The sequence below is a fragment of the Amycolatopsis rhabdoformis genome (genome assembly GCF_035918295.1).
GTDB classification, from domain to species: domain Bacteria; phylum Actinomycetota; class Actinomycetes; order Mycobacteriales; family Pseudonocardiaceae; genus Amycolatopsis; species Amycolatopsis rhabdoformis.
Genome location: NZ_CP142149.1, coordinates 9406557 through 9422551, shown reverse-complemented (window position 1 = coordinate 9422551; position 15995 = coordinate 9406557). Strand labels below are relative to the sequence as shown.

The window sequence follows — 15995 nt, the reverse complement described above, 5'->3', positions numbered from 1 at the left end:
CGTGGCACTGGACCGGACGTATCTGGGGCGCAGTTATCCGCCGACCGAGCCGTACGAGGTCGGCCGGGAGAAAATCCGGGAGTTCTGGCTCGCGTTGGGCGGCGAGTCCGGCGAGGTCGCGCCACCGACGTTTCCGATCGTGCTGTCGATGGAGGCCGAACGCCAGGTGCACTTCGACCCGGCGTTCGGCCTCGACTTCGGCCGGGTCGTGCACCGGGAGCAGGAATTCGCTGCCACGCGGGCGATCCGCGCCGGTGATCGGCTCACGGTCGTGGTGACCGTGGTCGACGTCGCCGACGCAGCGGGCCACGACGTGGTGACCCTGCGCTCGGACATCATTACCGTGGAAGGCGAACGCGTGTGCACGGCGACCTCGACGATGGTGGCGGTGGCCGGTGACTGAAGCCGCGCTGCTGCCCGAGGTCGGCACCGTGCTGCCGGAGCGGGAGTTCCCGATCGGACGCGCCGACCTCGTCCGCTACGCCGGCGCGTCCGGCGACTTCAACCCGATCCACTGGAACGACCGTGCGGCGCGGGCCGCCGGGCTGTCCGGCGTGATCGCGCACGGCATGCTCACCATGGGCCTCGCCGCACGGGTGCTGGCCGAGTGGGCCGGTGGGGCGGACGCGGTGGAGCAGTACCGCGTGCGGTTCCGCCGGCCCGTCGAGGTGCCCGACGACGGTGTGGTCACCGTGTCCGTGCGCGGGGTCGTGACCGCGCGGCAGCCCGACGGCCGTGTCACGGTCGAGCTGACTGTCCACGGTGGTGGGAAGAAGGTCCTGAGCGCGGCGAGCGCGGTGCTGCGGCCGCGCTGATTCCGTGCACCTAAACCGGCCGCCGGCGAACGAGAAGTTCGCCGGCGGCCGGTTCCGTCAGGCCGCCGCTCGCTTGTTGCGTTCGTCGCGCCAGGCCAGGGCCTTGTGCAGCTCGGTCAGGTCGTGGGGCGACCAGAGCACGAGCGTGAAGAGCGTGACCCCGGCGTCGGCGTACGCGTCGGCCAGGTCGAGGCCGGCCCATTCCTGCGAACGCTCGATCTCGCGGTGGTCGCGCCCGAGCGCGTCGGTGTTCTCCCGCAGGATCTTGTTCTTGTGTGCCAACGTGTCGAGGTTGTCGAAGTAGTGCCAGATGTCGGCGTAACGCGCCACGAGCGGCAGCGTCTTCTTCTCCCCGCCACCGCCGATGAGGATCGGGATCTTGCGCTGCGGCGCGGGCTTGAGCACCGACAGCCGGTGCTCGATGCGGTCGAGACCGTCGGCGAACGCCTTCATCCGCGAGCCCACGGTGCCGAACTCGAAGCCGTAGCGCTCGTAGTCCTTCTCGTACCAGCCGGCACCCACGCCGAGGATCAGGCGGCCGCCGGAGATGTGGTCGACCGTGCGCGCCATGTCGGCGAGCAGGTCCGGGTTGCGGTAGCCCATGCCCGACACCAGCACCCCGAGCTCGATGCGCTCGGTCTGCTCGGCCCACGCCGAAAGCACCGACCAGGCCTCGAAGTTCTCCACGTCGGGCTGCTCGCCGTGGGCGTAGATGCCCTTCTCCGCGTCGATCGAGCCGACCGGCACGTTGAAGTGGTCGTAACAGAAGAGCACGTCGGTGCCCGCGTCTTCGATCTCGAGCACCTTGTCCCGCAGCCGCCGGTACGTGACACCGGCGCCCCCTTGCACGAGCTGCACGCCGATCCGAACCGGTTTGGTCATGACTCCCCCATTCTTGTGTTCACCCAGAAACTGCTCAGAAATCGGTACCGCGCGAAACCTTCTCCCATTCCGCCAGCACGGCCTGGCCCCGCTCGTAGCTCGCGGCCACGTTGTCCGCCGCGTCGGTGCCCAGCGCCAGCCGCAGCGGCGGCCGCTCGGCGGCCAGCGCCGTCACGATCGCCTCGGCCGCCTTCACCGGGTCACCCGGCTGCACGCCGTCGGCGCCCGCGAGCGCGGCGCGGATCGGCTCGAGCTGTTCGCGGTAGACGTCGCCGACCTCGGAGAACAGCAGCACTCCCGGCTCGTTGAACGCGGTCCGGAACGCACCGGGCTCCACGATCACCACGTGAACCCCGAACGGCGCGACCTCCTCGGCCAGCGCCTCCGACCAGCCTTCGAGCGCGAACTTCGTCGACGCGTACGCGCTCACACCCCCGAACGCGAACCGGCCGGCCTGGCTGCTCATCTGCACGATGGCGCCGCTGCCCTGCGCCCGCAGGTGCGGCAGCACGGCGCGGGTCAGCGCCACCGGGCCGAAGAAGTGCAGGTCCATCAGGCCCCGCAGCTCGTCGGTGGTGGTTTCTTCGGCGGCACCGACGAGGCCGCGGCCGGCGTTGTTCACCAGCACGTCGATGCGGCCATGGCGCTCGATCACCTCGGCGACAGCGGCCTCGATGCGTGCTTCGTCGGTCACGTCGAGCTCGACGACCGACACCCGGCCCGGCTCGGCCGCGACCAGGTCGGCGACGGCCTCGGGACGGCGGACCGCGGCGACGACCGTGTCACCGGCCGCCAGTGCCGCGGCGGCCAGGGCGCGGCCGAAGCCCGACGAGGCCCCGGTGATCAGCCAGACGCGTGCGCTCATGGTGTGTTCTGCTCCTTCGATAGGTGGTCAGGGCAGCGTGATCAGCGGTTTGCCGATCACGGCCGGGTCGAGGGCCGCGTCCTGCGCGGCCACGACCTCGTCCAGCGGGTAGCGGTGCAGCGGCAGCCCGGCCTCCGCGCCGCAGCGCAAGGCACCGTCGGCCACCGCGGCGGAAACGGCCGCCACGCCGTTTTCCGCGGCCGGCGCTGAAATGGCGTACAGGAACACGCCTTGCCAGCGGAAATTGCTCATCATCATTTCCCGGATGTCGAGCACGAGCTTCTCGCCGTCCACAGTGGCGTAACAGGCGACCGTGCCGCCCGGCGCCAAGACGGCCCGGTCCAGCGCCGAGTTCTGCGCGACGTTGACCTCGGCCACGAGATCGACTCCGGCCGGCGCGAACCGGCGGATCTCCTCCGCCGCGCCCTCGGCCCGGTAGTCGACGACGTGGTCCGCACCGGCAGCCTTGGCGAGCACCGCCTTCTCGGGGCTGCTCACGGTGGTGACCACCGCGGCCCCGGCCCAGCGCGCCAATTGGATCGCCGCGTTGCCCACCGCGCCGGCACCCCCCGCGACGAGCACCGTCCGGCCGGCGAGCGCGCCCGGCCCGAGCCGCTGCGGGCCACCCTCGCCGAGGGTGAGGCAGCGGTGCGCCGTGAGCGCCGGAATGCCGAGGCTCGCGCCGAGCTCGAAAGACGCGTTGTCCGGCAACGGAACCGCCAGCTCGGCGGGCAGCACCACGAACTCCTGCGCGGTGCCTTCACTGCGTTGCCAGCCGGCGCCCCACACCCACACGCGCTCGCCGGTGCGCGCCGCGTCGACACCGGGCCCGACCGCGTCGACGACACCGGCGCCGTCGTGGTGCGGCACGTACTCGAGGTCGTCGGCCCGGCCGCGCCACTTCGCGTCGAGCGGGTTCACGCCGGACACGCGCAGCCGCACGCGCACCTCGCCGGGTCCTGGCACCGGCACCGACCGCTCGGCGCGCCGCACGGTGGTGACGCCGCCGCGCCGGGTGAAAACGATGGCCTGCATGGAAAACTCCGGGGCTCGGCCGGGGGTGGTCACCACGAACCACCCCCGGAGGATCACTCAGGCAGCCTGACCGGCGGGAACGGCGGCGTCGGGCTCACCGGCGGTGCGGCGTTCGCGAGCCAGCAGCCCCACCATGATCGCGCCGAGCACCGACACCACCGCGATGGTCCACAGGCCGGTGTGCAGCGCGCTCGTGTACGCGTCCGCGGCGACATCACGCACCGCGCCCGCACCGACCGCGCCCGCCATGTCGCCCTGCAGCAGCTTCGCCGTGACCGGGCCGGCCTTGTCCGCGCCCAGTGAGTCGGTGAGCTTCGACTGCGTCACGGCCGTGAGCAGCGAGCCGAGCACGGCGATCGAGATCGACTCGCCGCCGAGCCGCATCGTGTTGAACACGCCCGCGGCCATCCCGGCGCGCGCCGGCTCCACCGACGACACCGCGGCGCCGTCGAGGATCGCCAGTGAAACGCCGAACCCGGCGCCGATGCACAGCAGCGGCCCGGCGATCTCCCCGATGCTCGCGCTCGGGTGGATCACCGTGAGCCAGGCCGCGCCACCGGCGACCAGCACCATGGTCACGACCAGCAACATCCGCTGCTGCACGCGATGCGCGATCGAGCTCACCAGCACCGGCACGACCAGCGTCGGCCCGGTGAGCAGCACCAGCAGCAGGCCGGCCGACTGCGCGGTGGTGCCGTCCACGGCCATGAAGTACGCCGGCAGCGCGATCAGCAGCGCCACGAACCCGAACGCCAGTAGCACCGGCATCGCGCAGATCGCCAGGAACCGCGGTTCCGCGAACAGCGACACGTCGATCATCGGGTGCTCCTTGCGCCGCTCGATCGCCACGAACGCGGCCAGCAGCACCACGAACGCCACGAAGGAAGCGATCACCAGCGGGCTGCCCCAGCCCACCTCGGGCCCTTCGACGAGTGCCAGCACAAACAGTGACAGGCCGAGCGTGAACGTGATCGCGCCGGGCCAGTCCGGTCCGGCCGGGTGCGCGTCCTTCGACTCGGTGAGCATCGGCACCACCGCCAGCAGCGGCAGCAGGATCACCGCCGCCACGCCGAAGAACACGCGCCACCCGCCAAGCGAGGTCACCAACACACCCGCGACGAGCGGGCCGAAAGCGAGACCCAGACCGATGGCCGTGCCGAACACGCCGAACGCCCGCGTGCGCGCGGTGCCCTCGAAGGCGTGGGCGAGCAACGCGCTGCCGCCGGTGGTCACGCAGGCGGCGCCGATGCCGGCGATCACGCGCGCGGCGATCAGCACCCCGATCGACGGCGCGAACGTGGCGACCAGCATGGCCGCGCAGAACAGCACGATGCCGCCGGCGAACATCCGGCGCCGGCCGGTGAGGTCGGCCAGCGACCCCGTGATCGCCATGAAGCTGGCGAAGGTCAGGAAGAACGCGTTCACCACCCACTGGGCGGACGCGAGGCTGGTGGACAGGCTGCCGCTGATGTCGGGCAGCGCGATCGACGCGCCGGTGGCGGTGACCGGCACGAGCACGATCGCGGCGCACACGGCGAACAGCGTGAGGCCGGGCTTGGTGCGCCGCGGCACGGCGGTGACCTCCATGGAGAACCTTTCGGCGAGCGGGATCGGGCCCGAACCATTCGAACCCTGATGGATGACAGCCATGGAAGCAGTAGTCGAGCCCTCACGTCAAGCCGAAGGGTTCTGCCGACCATCCGAAACCTGATAGTTTGGGTTCAGGCCCTGACGAGGGCCTGGCGCAGGCGCTGAGGAGGTCACATGGGTGTGGAAGAGCGGATCACGGACAGCCTCGAGCCCCGGCTCGGCACCCACCTCAAGCGCGCCGAGCAGGCATTGATGGCCGAGAAGAACCGCGTGCTCAAGCCGTTCGGGCTGTCGGTGCCGCAGTACTCGGTGCTCTACGCGCTGTCGATGTCGCCGCTCTCGGGCGCCCAGCTGGCCCGCGTGTGCTGCGTCACGCCGCAGAGCATGACGTCACTGCTGTCCACAATGGAGTCGAAGAAGCTCGTGGAACGCACGCCCTCGGATGTGCACGCCCAGGTGCTCATCGCGCGCCTCACCCGCTCCGGCCACGCCACCTTCCGCAAGGCGAACGAGGCCGCGCTCGCCGTGGAAGCCCGGCTTTCGGCGGCGTTCGGGCCCGACGAGGACAAGACGCTGCGCGAGCTCCTGCAGCGCGCCGTGACCACCCTCGCCGAAGGCGACTGAACTTTGGTGACAGTGCGGCGCACCTAGGGCACATCGCGCCCCGTCTCGGCCCCGAAGCGCCCGTAACGTCCGGCGCGTGGCCTGATCGGGCCGCGAGGACGACGAGGGGTGCGTTTCATGGACGAGCAGGTGCTGATCGTCGGGGCCGGGCCCGTGGGGATGCTGCTGGCCTGCGAGTTGCTCCGGCAGGGGGTGCCGGTGCGGCTGATCGACGAGGCCCGCGACCACTCCGCGCACTCCCGCGCCACCATCGTGTGGCCGCGACTGCTGGAACTCATGCACCACACGGGGATCACGCCGCGGCTGGCCGACGCCGGCCACCCGATCGACGGCGTCACCTACTTCTCCCACGGCCGTCCGCTGGGCACGGCGTGGATGAACCGGCTGCGCGACACGCCCTACCCGTACGCGGTGGCGATCGCGCAGAGCGAGACGGAACGGATCATCGAGGGCCGCCTGGCCGAGCTGGGCGGCAAGATCGAACGCGGTGTGCGGCTGGCCGCGATCCGCGACCCGCACGGCCCGCGCGTCACGGCCGTACTGGCCGGCCCGGACGGCACGAGCGCGGAGCTGGAAACCGCGTGGCTCGTGGGCGCGGACGGCTCCCACAGCGCGGTGCGCAAGCTCGTGGGCGGGTCGTTCGAGGGCGAAGAGTTCGATGTCAGCTTCTCCGTGACCGACGCCGAGATCACCGGCGACACCCCGCAGAACGTGGTGAGCTACTGCTACACCCCGCAGGGCAGCCTGGCGTTCGGCCCGCTCGGCGGAGGCGTCTGCCGGGTCGCGGTGAGCGTGCCGCACAGCACCGACGACACCCCGCCCTCACGCGAGTTCTTCCAGCGGATCGTGGACGAACGCGGCCCCGGCCACAACGTGCTCGGCGAGCTGCGGTTCAGCACCACGTTCCGGGTGCACGCGCGGATCGCGGCCGCGTTCCGCACCGGTCGCACGCTGCTGGCCGGTGACGCAGCCCACATCATGAGCCCCGCCGGCGCGCAGGGCATGAACACCGGCCTGCAGGACGCGGTGAACCTGGGCTGGCGCCTCGGCGGCGTCGTGCGCGGTGAGCTGCCCGAAGCGGTGCTCGACGGCTACGACGCCGAACGCCGCGACGCCGCTCACGCCGTGGCCCGCACCACAGCCCTGCAGACCCACTGGGGCCTGCTGCGCAAGCCGCGGCAGATCGCGATGCGCGACGTAGCCCTGCGCGCCGCGTCATCGTCTGGCCTGGTGCAGCGGGCGCTGGCACCGCTCGTGGCCCAGACCGGCGTGCGCTACCCCGCGCGCAACGTGCTGCGCGGCGCGCTGCCGGAGCAGGGCGTGCGCCCGGGTGAGCGGCTGCCGGTGCTGCCAGTGGCCGGTGAGCCGGGCCAGGAGGTGCGCGTGGCGGGCCGCACGTGGACGCCGGTGTCCGCCGACGGCTTCACGGTGCTGCTGTGGCCGGGTGCCCGCGTCTCGCCCGCGTGGCGGGCGCTGGCGGAGCGCATCGGCGACGACGTGCGGGGGCGTGCGTTCGTGGTCGAGCCGCGCTACGCCGAAGGCCCGCTGGCCGACACGCTCGGCGCGAAGCCGCGAGTCGCCGTGGTGCGGCCCGACGGACACCTGCACCGGCTGCTGACACCGTCCCAGGTGGACGAACTCGACGCCGTGCTCGCCGCGGTGGTCTAGGAACGACAGCGGTCCAGGTGGCCTAAGAACGACAAACGCCGCGCGGCCTGAGCCCGCGCGGCGTTTGGTCGAGGGAAAGCTAGTGGCGCACGTACAACCGGAGCGTGACGTACCCGGTGATCGCCGAGATCACGATCGACACGGCCAGCAGTATCGGGGCCACCGGGAACAGCAGCTCCAGCGTGGTGATCTGCGGGAACACCTCACCGGTGAGCACCGAGTCGAGGAACGTGAGCTTCGCCAGCAACAGGAACACGATGCCGAGCACGGCACCGACCACGCCGGCGACCACCGCCTCCAGCAGGAACGGCAGCTGCGTGTACCACCGCGTCGCGCCGACCAGGCGCATGATGCCGACTTCCGTGCGCCGCGTGAACGCCGACACCTGGATGGTGTTGGCGATCAGCAGCAGCGCGGCGATGGCCATGACCAGCGCGATGCCGAACGCGATGTTGCGGATGCCGTTGAACACGTTGAACACGCGGTCGAGGAACTTCTTCTGGTCGTCGACCTGCTTCACGCCGGGCTTGCCGGTGTACTCCTGGATGATCGCGCCGGTGCGGTCCGGGTCCTTCAGCTTCACCTGCAGCGACGCGGGCAGCGCGTCGCGGTCGGTGAGCTGCAGCAGCTCGGGCTGGCTCGCGAACAGCTTCTTGAAGCGCTCGTAGGCCGCGTCGCGGTTCTCGTAGACCACGGACTCGACGCCGGGGTTGTTCTGCAGCGACTGACGCAGGCCGGCGCACAGCGGCTGCGAGCAGTTCTTGTCGTTGGCGCTGATGTCCTCGACCAGGCTGACCTGGACCTCGACCTCGGCGAGGAAGTTCGCCTTCATCTTGTCGATGGTCCGCACGGCCAGCAGGCCACCGCCGAGCATGGCGAGGGAGACCGCCGTGGTGAGGATCATCGCGATGGTCATCGTGACGTTCCGGCGCAAACCGGTGAGGACCTCGCTGAAGACGAAACTGGCACGCATCGCAGGTGTCTGTCCCTTGTTGGGTCGGGGCTGTCGGGGAAGGCGGACGGCAGGGCTCAGCGGCCGATGCCGTACACCCCTCGGGCGTCGTCGCGGATCACGCGGCCGAGCTGCAGCTCGACGACCCGGCGGCGCATCGAGTCCACGATGGAGTGGTCGTGGGTGGCCATGAGCACGGTGGTTCCCGTGCGGTTGATGCGCTCCAGCAGCAGCATGATGTCCTGGCTCGTGTCGGGGTCCAGGTTCCCGGTCGGCTCGTCGGCCAGCAGCACCAGCGGCCGGTTCACGAACGCCCGCGCGATCGCCACGCGCTGCTGCTCACCACCCGACAGCTCGTTGGGCAGGCGATCGGCCTTGCCGTCGAGGCCCACGAGCTCGAGCACCTCGGGCACGACCTTCTTGATGGTCAGCCGCGGCTTGCCGATCACTTCGAGGGCGAACGCCACGTTCTCGGCCACGGTCTTGTTGGCCAGCAGGCGGAAGTCCTGGAACACGCAGCCGATCGTCTGGCGCAGGCGGGGGACCCTGCGCCGGGCGAGCTTGGCGACGTCGAAGTTGGACACGAGCACACGGCCCTTGCTGGGGACCTCTTCGCGCAGCAGCAGCCGCAGGAACGTCGACTTCCCGGAACCCGAAGGGCCGATGAGGAAGACGAACTCACCCTTGTCGATGTCGACCGACACCCGTTCGAGGGCAGGACGGGTCGAGGTCTTGTAGACCTTGGAAACCTCTTCGAGCCGGATCACGGTTCGGCATACTACCCATGAGCCTCGTTAAGCCCGGGTTGCCCGTGCCCCCGAAACGGGCAAGGGACCTCCGCAGTCGCCAAGCGTGGCGTTTGCCGCGCCGGACGGTAGCGGAAGTCCCTTGTCCCGGAATCGGTTCCGGGTGCCTTCGAGCTTCGAATGTCGCCTGGGTTGAATGTCGACAGTGGATCCACGGTCACCTGTGCTCACGACAGGTGACAATGGACTCCGGCTCGCTTACGCGACCGCGGCCTGCTTGCGCCAGCGGATGCCGGCCTCGAGGAAGCCGTCGATCTCGCCGTCGAGCACGGCGGTCGGGTTGCCGACCTCGAAGTCGGTGCGCAGGTCCTTCACCATCTGGTACGGGTGCAGCACGTAGGAGCGCATCTGGTTGCCCCAGCTGGAGCCGCCGTCCTTCAGAGCGTCCATTTCGGCCCGCTCCTCTTCCTTCTTGCGCAGCATCAGGCGGGCCTGCAGCACCTTGAGCGCGGCCGCCTTGTTCTGCAGCTGCGACTTCTCGTTCTGGCAGGAGACGACGATGCCGGTCGGCAGGTGCGTGATGCGCACCGCGGAGTCGGTGGTGTTCACGCTCTGTCCACCGGGGCCCGACGAGCGGTACACGTCGACGCGGATGTCCTTCTCCGCGATGTCGACGTGGTCGACCTCCTCGACCTCCGGCAGCACCTCGACGTGGGCGAACGACGTCTGGCGGCGGCTCTGGTTGTCGAACGGCGAGATGCGCACCAGGCGGTGGGTGCCCTGCTCGACCGACAGCGTGCCGTACACGTAGGGGGCGCTCACCTTGAACGTCGCCGACTTGATGCCCGCCTCTTCGGCGTAGGAGATGTCGTAGACGTCGGTGGGGTAGCCGTGGCGCTCGGCCCAGCGCAGGTACATGCGCAGCAGCATCTCGGCCCAGTCGGCCGCGTCGACGCCGCCGGCTTCCGCGCGGATGGTGACCACCGCGTTGCGGTCGTCGTACTCACCGGACAGCAGCGTGCGGACCTCGAGCGCGTCGACGTCCTTGCCGAGGTCGGTGAGGTCACCCTCGGCCTCTTGCATGCTGCCGGCGTCGCCCTCGGCCTCGGCCAGCTCGTAGAGCACGCCCAGGTCGTCGAGGCGGGACCGCAGGTCGGATACGCGGCGCAGCTCGCTCTGCCGGTGGGACAGCTGGCTCGTGACCTTCTGCGCCTCCTCCGGGTTGTCCCAGAGGGTGGGGCTGGAGGCCTGCGTCTCGAGCTCCGCGACCTGCGCACGCAGCGCATCGAGGTCCATCACCGACTCGATCTGCGTCAGCTTGCCGGTCAGGTCCTTGAGGGCCGCATCGAACTCATCACTCACGTTTACCAAGGTTACGGCAAAACCCACGACCGGTTGCGATCCGGTCGTGGGCCGCGGTGAACGTCAGGCCTGTGGGATGGCGTCGAGCAGCTTCAGGGCGGCCTTGGCCTGCGCCTGGGCGAACTCGGCGACAGCCTTGGCGTAGGGGCCGTCGGCCGCCTTGGTGGCCGCCTTGGCCTCTTCGAGCTGCGCCTGGTAGGTGCCGCGGGCGGTCTCCAGCAGCGACGTGCGCTGCTTCGCCGTGAGCGAACCGGCGTGCACGAGACGGAGGATGAGCGGGCTGCGCAGGTGGTCGGGGCCGGCCTCGGACGTGAGCCACGTCTTGAAGGCCTTCTTGCCGGCCGCGGTCAGCACGTACTGCTGGCTCGAGCGCGGACCCTGCTTGCCCAGCCGGACGAGGCCCTCCTTGGACAACGCCGGGAGCTCGCGGTAGACCTGGCTGCGGGTGACACTGAAGAAGGCGCCGAAGCGCTCGTCGGCGCCTGCGACGAGCTGCCCGCCCGTGGCGGGACCGTCGTGGAGGAGACCGAGCAGAGCGGCGGCTGTTGCATTCAATTCGGACACACCTCTACGTTCCCACTTCTTCGGCGGTATGTCCACAGTGGCCTCGGGATCTGTCCATTGTGGCTAGTGTTATCCCCTCGTTCGGCCCAATCCGGAAGCAGGTCCACTGTGGACCCGGACACGCTCCGCAACCGCGGGGGCGCGAGTTCCGGCGCAAAACGACCAAGGACCGCGAGCGCAACCACCAGCCGAGCGAACCGGCAGGTCAGGACACAAAAAAGCCCGGCTTGCACTGTGTGCAAACCGGTCATTGCGACCACCGGACCAGGAGCAAAGCCTCCCCGGCCGGGTCCAGGGGGCGAAGCCTCCCTGGTGGGGGTCCAGGGGGCGAAGCCCTCCTGGCGGGGGTCTGGGGGTTCGACCCCCAGAGCACACAACGAAAGAGGCCCTCGCTTGCGCAATCCGCAAGCAAGGGCCTCCCACCTCTGTAGCGGGGACAGGATTTGAACCTGCGACCTCTGGGTTATGAGCCCAGCGAGCTACCGAGCTGCTCCACCCCGCGTCGTTGTGTTTATAGATTACACGGGGGTTCTACCGGTTTTCAGGCACCCCCACTTAAGCCCTTCACGAGGTCCCCACCTGCGGCGATGGTCCGTCGACCCACTGCCGCGCACCGGTGAGCACGATGGCCAGCCCGTCGGAGAATCCGGCATCGGGGTCGGCCAGCACGGCCGAACCGGGGTCTTCGGCGCCGTAGCGCTCGTCGCGCCGACCACGCACCGGATACACCGCCTGCTCTTCGATGGTGAACCCGATCACGAAACTGTAAACGGCGAAGTGCGCCCGGGCGGCGCGCACGGGGTCGGCCCCGGCGTCGACCCGTTCCTGCAACGGAAACGGCCCGACCACGCTCAGGTCGGTGAGGAACGTGCCGGAGAAGACCTTGGCGCCGTCGCGGTAGGTCAGCAGGGCGTCACGCAGGCTTCTGGCCTGGTGTTCCAGGCGTTGCCACGCGTCGAGCCCCTCGGGCGGCACGCGCTCGGCCGTCGCGTCGGCGAGCATCTGCGTGGCCATCTCGTCGAGCAGCTCCTGCTTGTTCTTGACGTGCCAGTACAGCGCCGGCGCCTTCACGCCGAGGTCGCCGGCGATCAGCCGCAGGGTGAGGCCGTTGAGGCCCACCTCGTTGAGCAGGCGCAGGCCCGAGCGTGCGATATCCCGCCTGGTCAGTGCCACCGGTTCGAACCTCCCTTGACAATTTAACGATGTTAAGGGCACTCTGGCGACAGGTCAATTTAACAACGTTAAGGAGAGGTCATGACCGAGCTGAACGCCGAGGTCGTCGTCGCCGGAGCCGGCCCCACGGGCCTGATGCTGGCGGCCGAGCTGCGCCTCGCCGGCGTCGACGCTGTCGTGGTGGAGCGCCTGCCCGAGCGCACCGGCCTGTCGAAGGCGCTGAACCTGCAGCCGCGCACGGCGGAGGTGCTGGACCTGCGCGGATTGCTGCCGAGAGCGGCGGACCGCGCGTTCGCCACCGTCCAGGAGGGACACTTCGCCGCCATCCCGGTGAGCTACGCGGGCTGGGACACGCGCCACCCGTACCAGCTGGGCATCCCGCAGGCGCAGGTCGAGGAGCTGCTCGAAGAACGCTTCGCCGAACTCGGCGGCAAGGTGCTGCGCGGCCAGGAACTGCTCGGCCTGACGCAGGACCCGTCCGGTGTTCTTGTCGAGACCTCCGACCTGACCCTGCACTGCCGCTACCTGGTCGGCTGCGACGGCGGCCGCAGCACCGTCCGCAAACTGCTGGACGTGCCCTTCGAAGGCGACTCCGGCGTCGGTTACGGCGTGGTGGCCGACGTGGTCGTCGACCGCGCCCCCGACAGCGCCGCCCGCACCTGGACGTCGATGCGCGGGTTGGTCCAGTCCGCCGGCGCCACCGGCTTCCGCGGCCTCATCCCCCTCGCCGAGCCCCTGCACTACCGCTTCACCTTCGGCGACCGCGCCTCCCGCCCCAGCTCCTTCGGCTCCCCCGTCACCGAGGCCGAAGTGCACGCCGCCTTCGCCGAGACCTACGCCCCCGCGACCATCACCGAAATCCGCTGGCAGTCCCGCTTCTCCGACGCGTCCCGCCTCGCGGCCCAGTACCGGGTCGGCCGCGTCCTCCTGGCCGGCGACGCCGCCCACATCCACTTCCCCGCCGGCGGCCAGGGCCTCAACCTGGGCATCCAGGACGCCGCGAACCTGGGCTGGAAACTCGCCGCCGCCCTCCACGGCTTCGACGACGTGCTCGACACGTACGAATCCGAGCGCCGCCCCGTCGCCACCGCCGTGCTCGACAACGTCGCCGCCCAACACGGCCTCCTCCCGCAAAACCCCTCGGCCCGCGCCCTGCGCGCCCTCTTCACCACCCTCGCCGACCTCCCCGAGGTCTCCCACCACCTGTCCGGCCTGGTCTCCGGCCTCGCCATCCACTACCCGGCCCCCACCGCAACCCACCCCCTCACCGGCACCCGCCTCCCCGACTTCCCCCTCCCCGACGGCACCTGGGCCAGCACCCTCTTCCACCCCGGCCACCACGTCCTGCTCACCACCCCGGGCGCCGACCTGTCCAGCCTCCCCACCGTCCCGGGCCCACTGTCCACAACGGACCTCCCGACACTCCCCTTCGGCCCGGCCGCCCTCGTCCGGCCGGACGGCTACTTCGCTTGGCTGCCCCTCTGACGCCACTGTCCGCTCGGCCGTTCGGGCTCAGCTGTTCGGTTCTTTTCGCCCGCGCCGCTCTCTGCTGTCTGCTCGGCCGCTCGGGCTCAGCTCGGCGCTTCTTTCTCCCGCACTGCTCTCCTCTGCTCCCAACGGATGAGCCGCCTGGTCTAGCCGCACGACCATTCAGCAGCCGACTACTTCACCCGGCCGCCACTCACCAGGCCCATCCACGCAACGCTGGCCAGCCGTTCAGGCGCCAGCTCCACGGCTCCTCGCCCACGCCACCTTCCGCTGCCCCAGCCGCTGCTTCGCCTAACTCCGCGCCCCAACTCGTCGGCAACACCGACACAACCATCCGGCCGACGCGTACTTCACCGACGCTCTTTCACCTGACCGCCTGCGCAAACGACGGCTAGAGCCTCGTTACAGGTCACGTGACCTGCACCGGCAACAACGGCTCTACCGTTCGGGCTCAGGCTCCACGGATCTCCGCCAGCGCCGCCCCTGCCCCACGGCCTCGACTGGCAACCACCCATTCCCCAACCCGAGCCACCAGCCCGTCGACCGGTCAGGCTTCAGCTCTACAAGTCTTCGCCCGCGCCCGCCCGGCTCTGACCCAACTGCTTCGGCCGCCTACCGCTCCTCCACCGACCGAGCCATCCGCCGACCGACCGGCCGGGCTCTAATTCCACGGTTCTTCGTCCGGATCCTCACCAAGAAACCGCGCCGCGCCCTCACAGAGCCCTCGTCCGGCCGCCTGATTGCTGCTGTGCGGCAGCCCGAGCTGCACAGTCGCGCGAGCAGCAATAGCCCGCCACGTCTGCTCTTCCTCACCGCGCCAACGCCGTATCTCCTCAGCGAGCTCGCGGGTCATCTCCACATTCCACCCGTCGATGCTCACCTCGGCCGCCCGTCAGCCGACCGCGACCGGCAGCGTTCGCAATCCCCGCAGCGTCACCGTGTCCGCGCGTTCCGGCTCGCCCGCGAGCCGCAGGGCCGGCAGCCGCTTCGCAAGCTCCCGCAGCACGATCCGTCCCTCCATCCGCGCCAGCGGCGCGCCCAGGCAGAAGTGAATCCCGCGTCCGAAGGCCAGATGACGGCTCACGGGACGGCGGATGTCGAACCGATCCGGATCGTCGTACTCGCGCGGATCCCGGTTCGCCGCTCCCACCAGCACCAGCACCGACGTCCCGGCCTGCAGCTCCACGCCACCGAGCTCCGTGTCCGCCAGCACCGTCCTCGGCGCCAGCTGGATCGGGGAGTCGTAGCGCAGAATCTCCTCGACGGCACCGTCCACCAACGACGCATCCCGCCCCAGAGTGGCGTACTGCTCCGGATTCCGCAGCAGCGCAAGCATTCCGTTGCCGATCAAGTTCGTCGTGGTCTCGTGGCCCGCCACGAGCAGCAACGTCAACGTGACCAGCAACTCCCCCTCACTCAGCCGCTCCCCCTCCCCCGCGACGAGCTCCGACAACAAGTCCTCCCGCGGCTTCTTCCGCCGCTCCGCCGCCAACTCCCTGAAGTACGCCACAAACTCCCGCCGCGCCGCAGCCGCCGCCTCCGCCACCCCCGGCGGCAACAGGAACGCGGGATCGCCCGCTCGCGCCATCGCCCCCGACCACGCCCCGAACCGCTCCCGATCGGCGACCGGCACCCCCAGCAACTCCGCGATCACCGTCACCGGCAACGGCACCGCCAGCTCCCCCATCAAGTCCACCTCACGGGCCTCCACCACCCGCTCGACGAACTCCCCCACCAACTCCTCCACGCGCGGCCGCAGCCCTTCCACCGTCCGCGCGGTGAACGCCTTCCCCACCACCCGCCGCAACCGCGTGTGCGCCGGCGGGTTCAAGAACACGAACGCCCTCACCACCCGCCCCTCCCCATCCACCGGCACGTCCGGATCGGCTGGATCGCCCGCTTCCGCGATCACCTCAGGCTCCGCATGCCCAAACCTCCCACCCCTCAACACCTTCTCGGCCTCCCCAAACCCGAGCACCGCCACAACCCCGTCCCCCACCCCCACCACATCCGCCCGCGCCCGCAACTCCGCATACCCCCCATACGGCTCCCCGGCCCGCACCCTCCCCACCAACTCCGCCATCCCCACCCTCACAACGTCCCCCACGCCATCCCCCACGCCTTCACCCATCTCTTCCTCCACCCCACCACCAGCCACCTCACGCGGCCCTCCACCCCACCCCACCAGACACCCCACCCCACGCAACCCCCCACCCAAACCCAGACGCCTC

Annotated in this window: 15 protein-coding genes and 1 tRNA gene; 5 read left to right on the top strand and 11 right to left on the bottom strand. The window is 70.3% G+C overall.

Features of this window, described 5'->3' with window-relative positions; translation table 11 throughout:
- The first annotated feature begins 1 nt into the window (after position 1).
- The gene (locus VSH64_RS43860; RefSeq protein ID WP_326568619.1) at positions 2-403 is read left to right on the top strand and encodes an FAS1-like dehydratase domain-containing protein; all 402 of its coding nucleotides are present in this window, start codon (positions 2-4) and stop codon (positions 401-403) included.
- Positions 396-815: a MaoC/PaaZ C-terminal domain-containing protein gene (locus VSH64_RS43855; RefSeq protein WP_326568618.1), complete on the top strand. Its 420-nt coding sequence runs from the start codon at positions 396-398 to the stop codon at positions 813-815. Before VSH64_RS43860 ends, VSH64_RS43855 begins: the two co-directional genes overlap by 8 nt.
- A 57-nt stretch (positions 816-872) precedes the next feature.
- Here the strand turns inward: VSH64_RS43855 and VSH64_RS43850 are convergent, their stop codons facing one another.
- Genes VSH64_RS43850 through VSH64_RS43835 form a run of 4 tightly spaced genes read right to left on the bottom strand, consistent with a single transcriptional unit; the run spans position 873 to position 5184 of the window.
- Positions 873-1697, bottom strand: coding sequence for an LLM class F420-dependent oxidoreductase (locus VSH64_RS43850; RefSeq protein WP_326568617.1), 825 nt, complete (start codon positions 1695-1697; stop codon positions 873-875).
- Between the two features lie 34 nt (positions 1698-1731).
- Complete coding sequence (locus tag VSH64_RS43845; RefSeq protein WP_326568616.1) at positions 1732-2562, bottom strand: oxidoreductase; 831 nt, start codon at positions 2560-2562, stop codon at positions 1732-1734.
- Between the two features lie 27 nt (positions 2563-2589).
- A complete protein-coding gene (locus tag VSH64_RS43840; protein WP_326568615.1) occupies positions 2590-3597 on the bottom strand; it encodes an NADPH:quinone reductase in 1008 nt (335 codons plus the stop codon).
- 57 nt (positions 3598-3654) lie between these two features.
- Entirely contained in the window at positions 3655-5184 is a 1530-nt protein-coding gene (locus VSH64_RS43835) for an MFS transporter (protein WP_326568614.1), read from the bottom strand.
- 177 nt (positions 5185-5361) lie between these two features.
- Here VSH64_RS43835 and VSH64_RS43830 point away from each other — a divergent pair, with 177 nt between their 5' ends.
- Both VSH64_RS43830 and VSH64_RS43825 read left to right on the top strand, forming a co-directional pair.
- Positions 5362-5811: a MarR family winged helix-turn-helix transcriptional regulator gene (locus tag VSH64_RS43830; protein ID WP_326568613.1), complete on the top strand. Its 450-nt coding sequence runs from the start codon at positions 5362-5364 to the stop codon at positions 5809-5811.
- Positions 5812-5928: 117 nt separating this feature from the next.
- Entirely contained in the window at positions 5929-7479 is a 1551-nt protein-coding gene (locus tag VSH64_RS43825; RefSeq protein WP_326568612.1) for an FAD-dependent monooxygenase, read from the top strand.
- Between the two features lie 79 nt (positions 7480-7558).
- On the opposite strand, the gene ftsX is transcribed toward VSH64_RS43825, so the two are convergent.
- The 6 genes from ftsX to VSH64_RS43795 form a co-directional block, all read right to left on the bottom strand.
- Complete coding sequence (ftsX, locus tag VSH64_RS43820; RefSeq protein WP_326568611.1) at positions 7559-8452, bottom strand: permease-like cell division protein FtsX; 894 nt, start codon at positions 8450-8452, stop codon at positions 7559-7561.
- 56 nt (positions 8453-8508) lie between these two features.
- Positions 8509-9198, bottom strand: a complete 690-nt coding sequence (ftsE, locus tag VSH64_RS43815; RefSeq protein ID WP_326568610.1) for a cell division ATP-binding protein FtsE — start codon at positions 9196-9198, stop codon at positions 8509-8511.
- Positions 9199-9435: 237 nt separating this feature from the next.
- Positions 9436-10539: a peptide chain release factor 2 gene (gene prfB, locus VSH64_RS43810; protein ID WP_326568609.1), complete on the bottom strand. Its 1104-nt coding sequence runs from the start codon at positions 10537-10539 to the stop codon at positions 9436-9438.
- Between the two features lie 63 nt (positions 10540-10602).
- Positions 10603-11103, bottom strand: a complete 501-nt coding sequence (locus VSH64_RS43805; protein WP_326568608.1) for a PadR family transcriptional regulator — start codon at positions 11101-11103, stop codon at positions 10603-10605.
- Between the two features lie 428 nt (positions 11104-11531).
- A tRNA-Met gene (locus VSH64_RS43800) sits at positions 11532-11605 on the bottom strand.
- A 62-nt stretch (positions 11606-11667) separates the two neighbouring features.
- Positions 11668-12276: a TetR/AcrR family transcriptional regulator C-terminal domain-containing protein gene (locus VSH64_RS43795; protein ID WP_326568607.1), complete on the bottom strand. Its 609-nt coding sequence runs from the start codon at positions 12274-12276 to the stop codon at positions 11668-11670.
- 81 nt (positions 12277-12357) lie between these two features.
- Between VSH64_RS43795 and VSH64_RS43790 the strand changes: the two genes are divergently transcribed.
- Positions 12358-13761, top strand: coding sequence for an FAD-dependent monooxygenase (locus VSH64_RS43790; protein WP_326568606.1), 1404 nt, complete (start codon positions 12358-12360; stop codon positions 13759-13761).
- 895 nt (positions 13762-14656) lie between these two features.
- Here VSH64_RS43790 and VSH64_RS43785 read toward each other — a convergent pair.
- Positions 14657-15907, bottom strand: coding sequence for a cytochrome P450 (locus tag VSH64_RS43785; RefSeq protein ID WP_326568605.1), 1251 nt, complete (start codon positions 15905-15907; stop codon positions 14657-14659).
- Between the last annotated feature and the right edge of the window lie 88 nt (positions 15908-15995).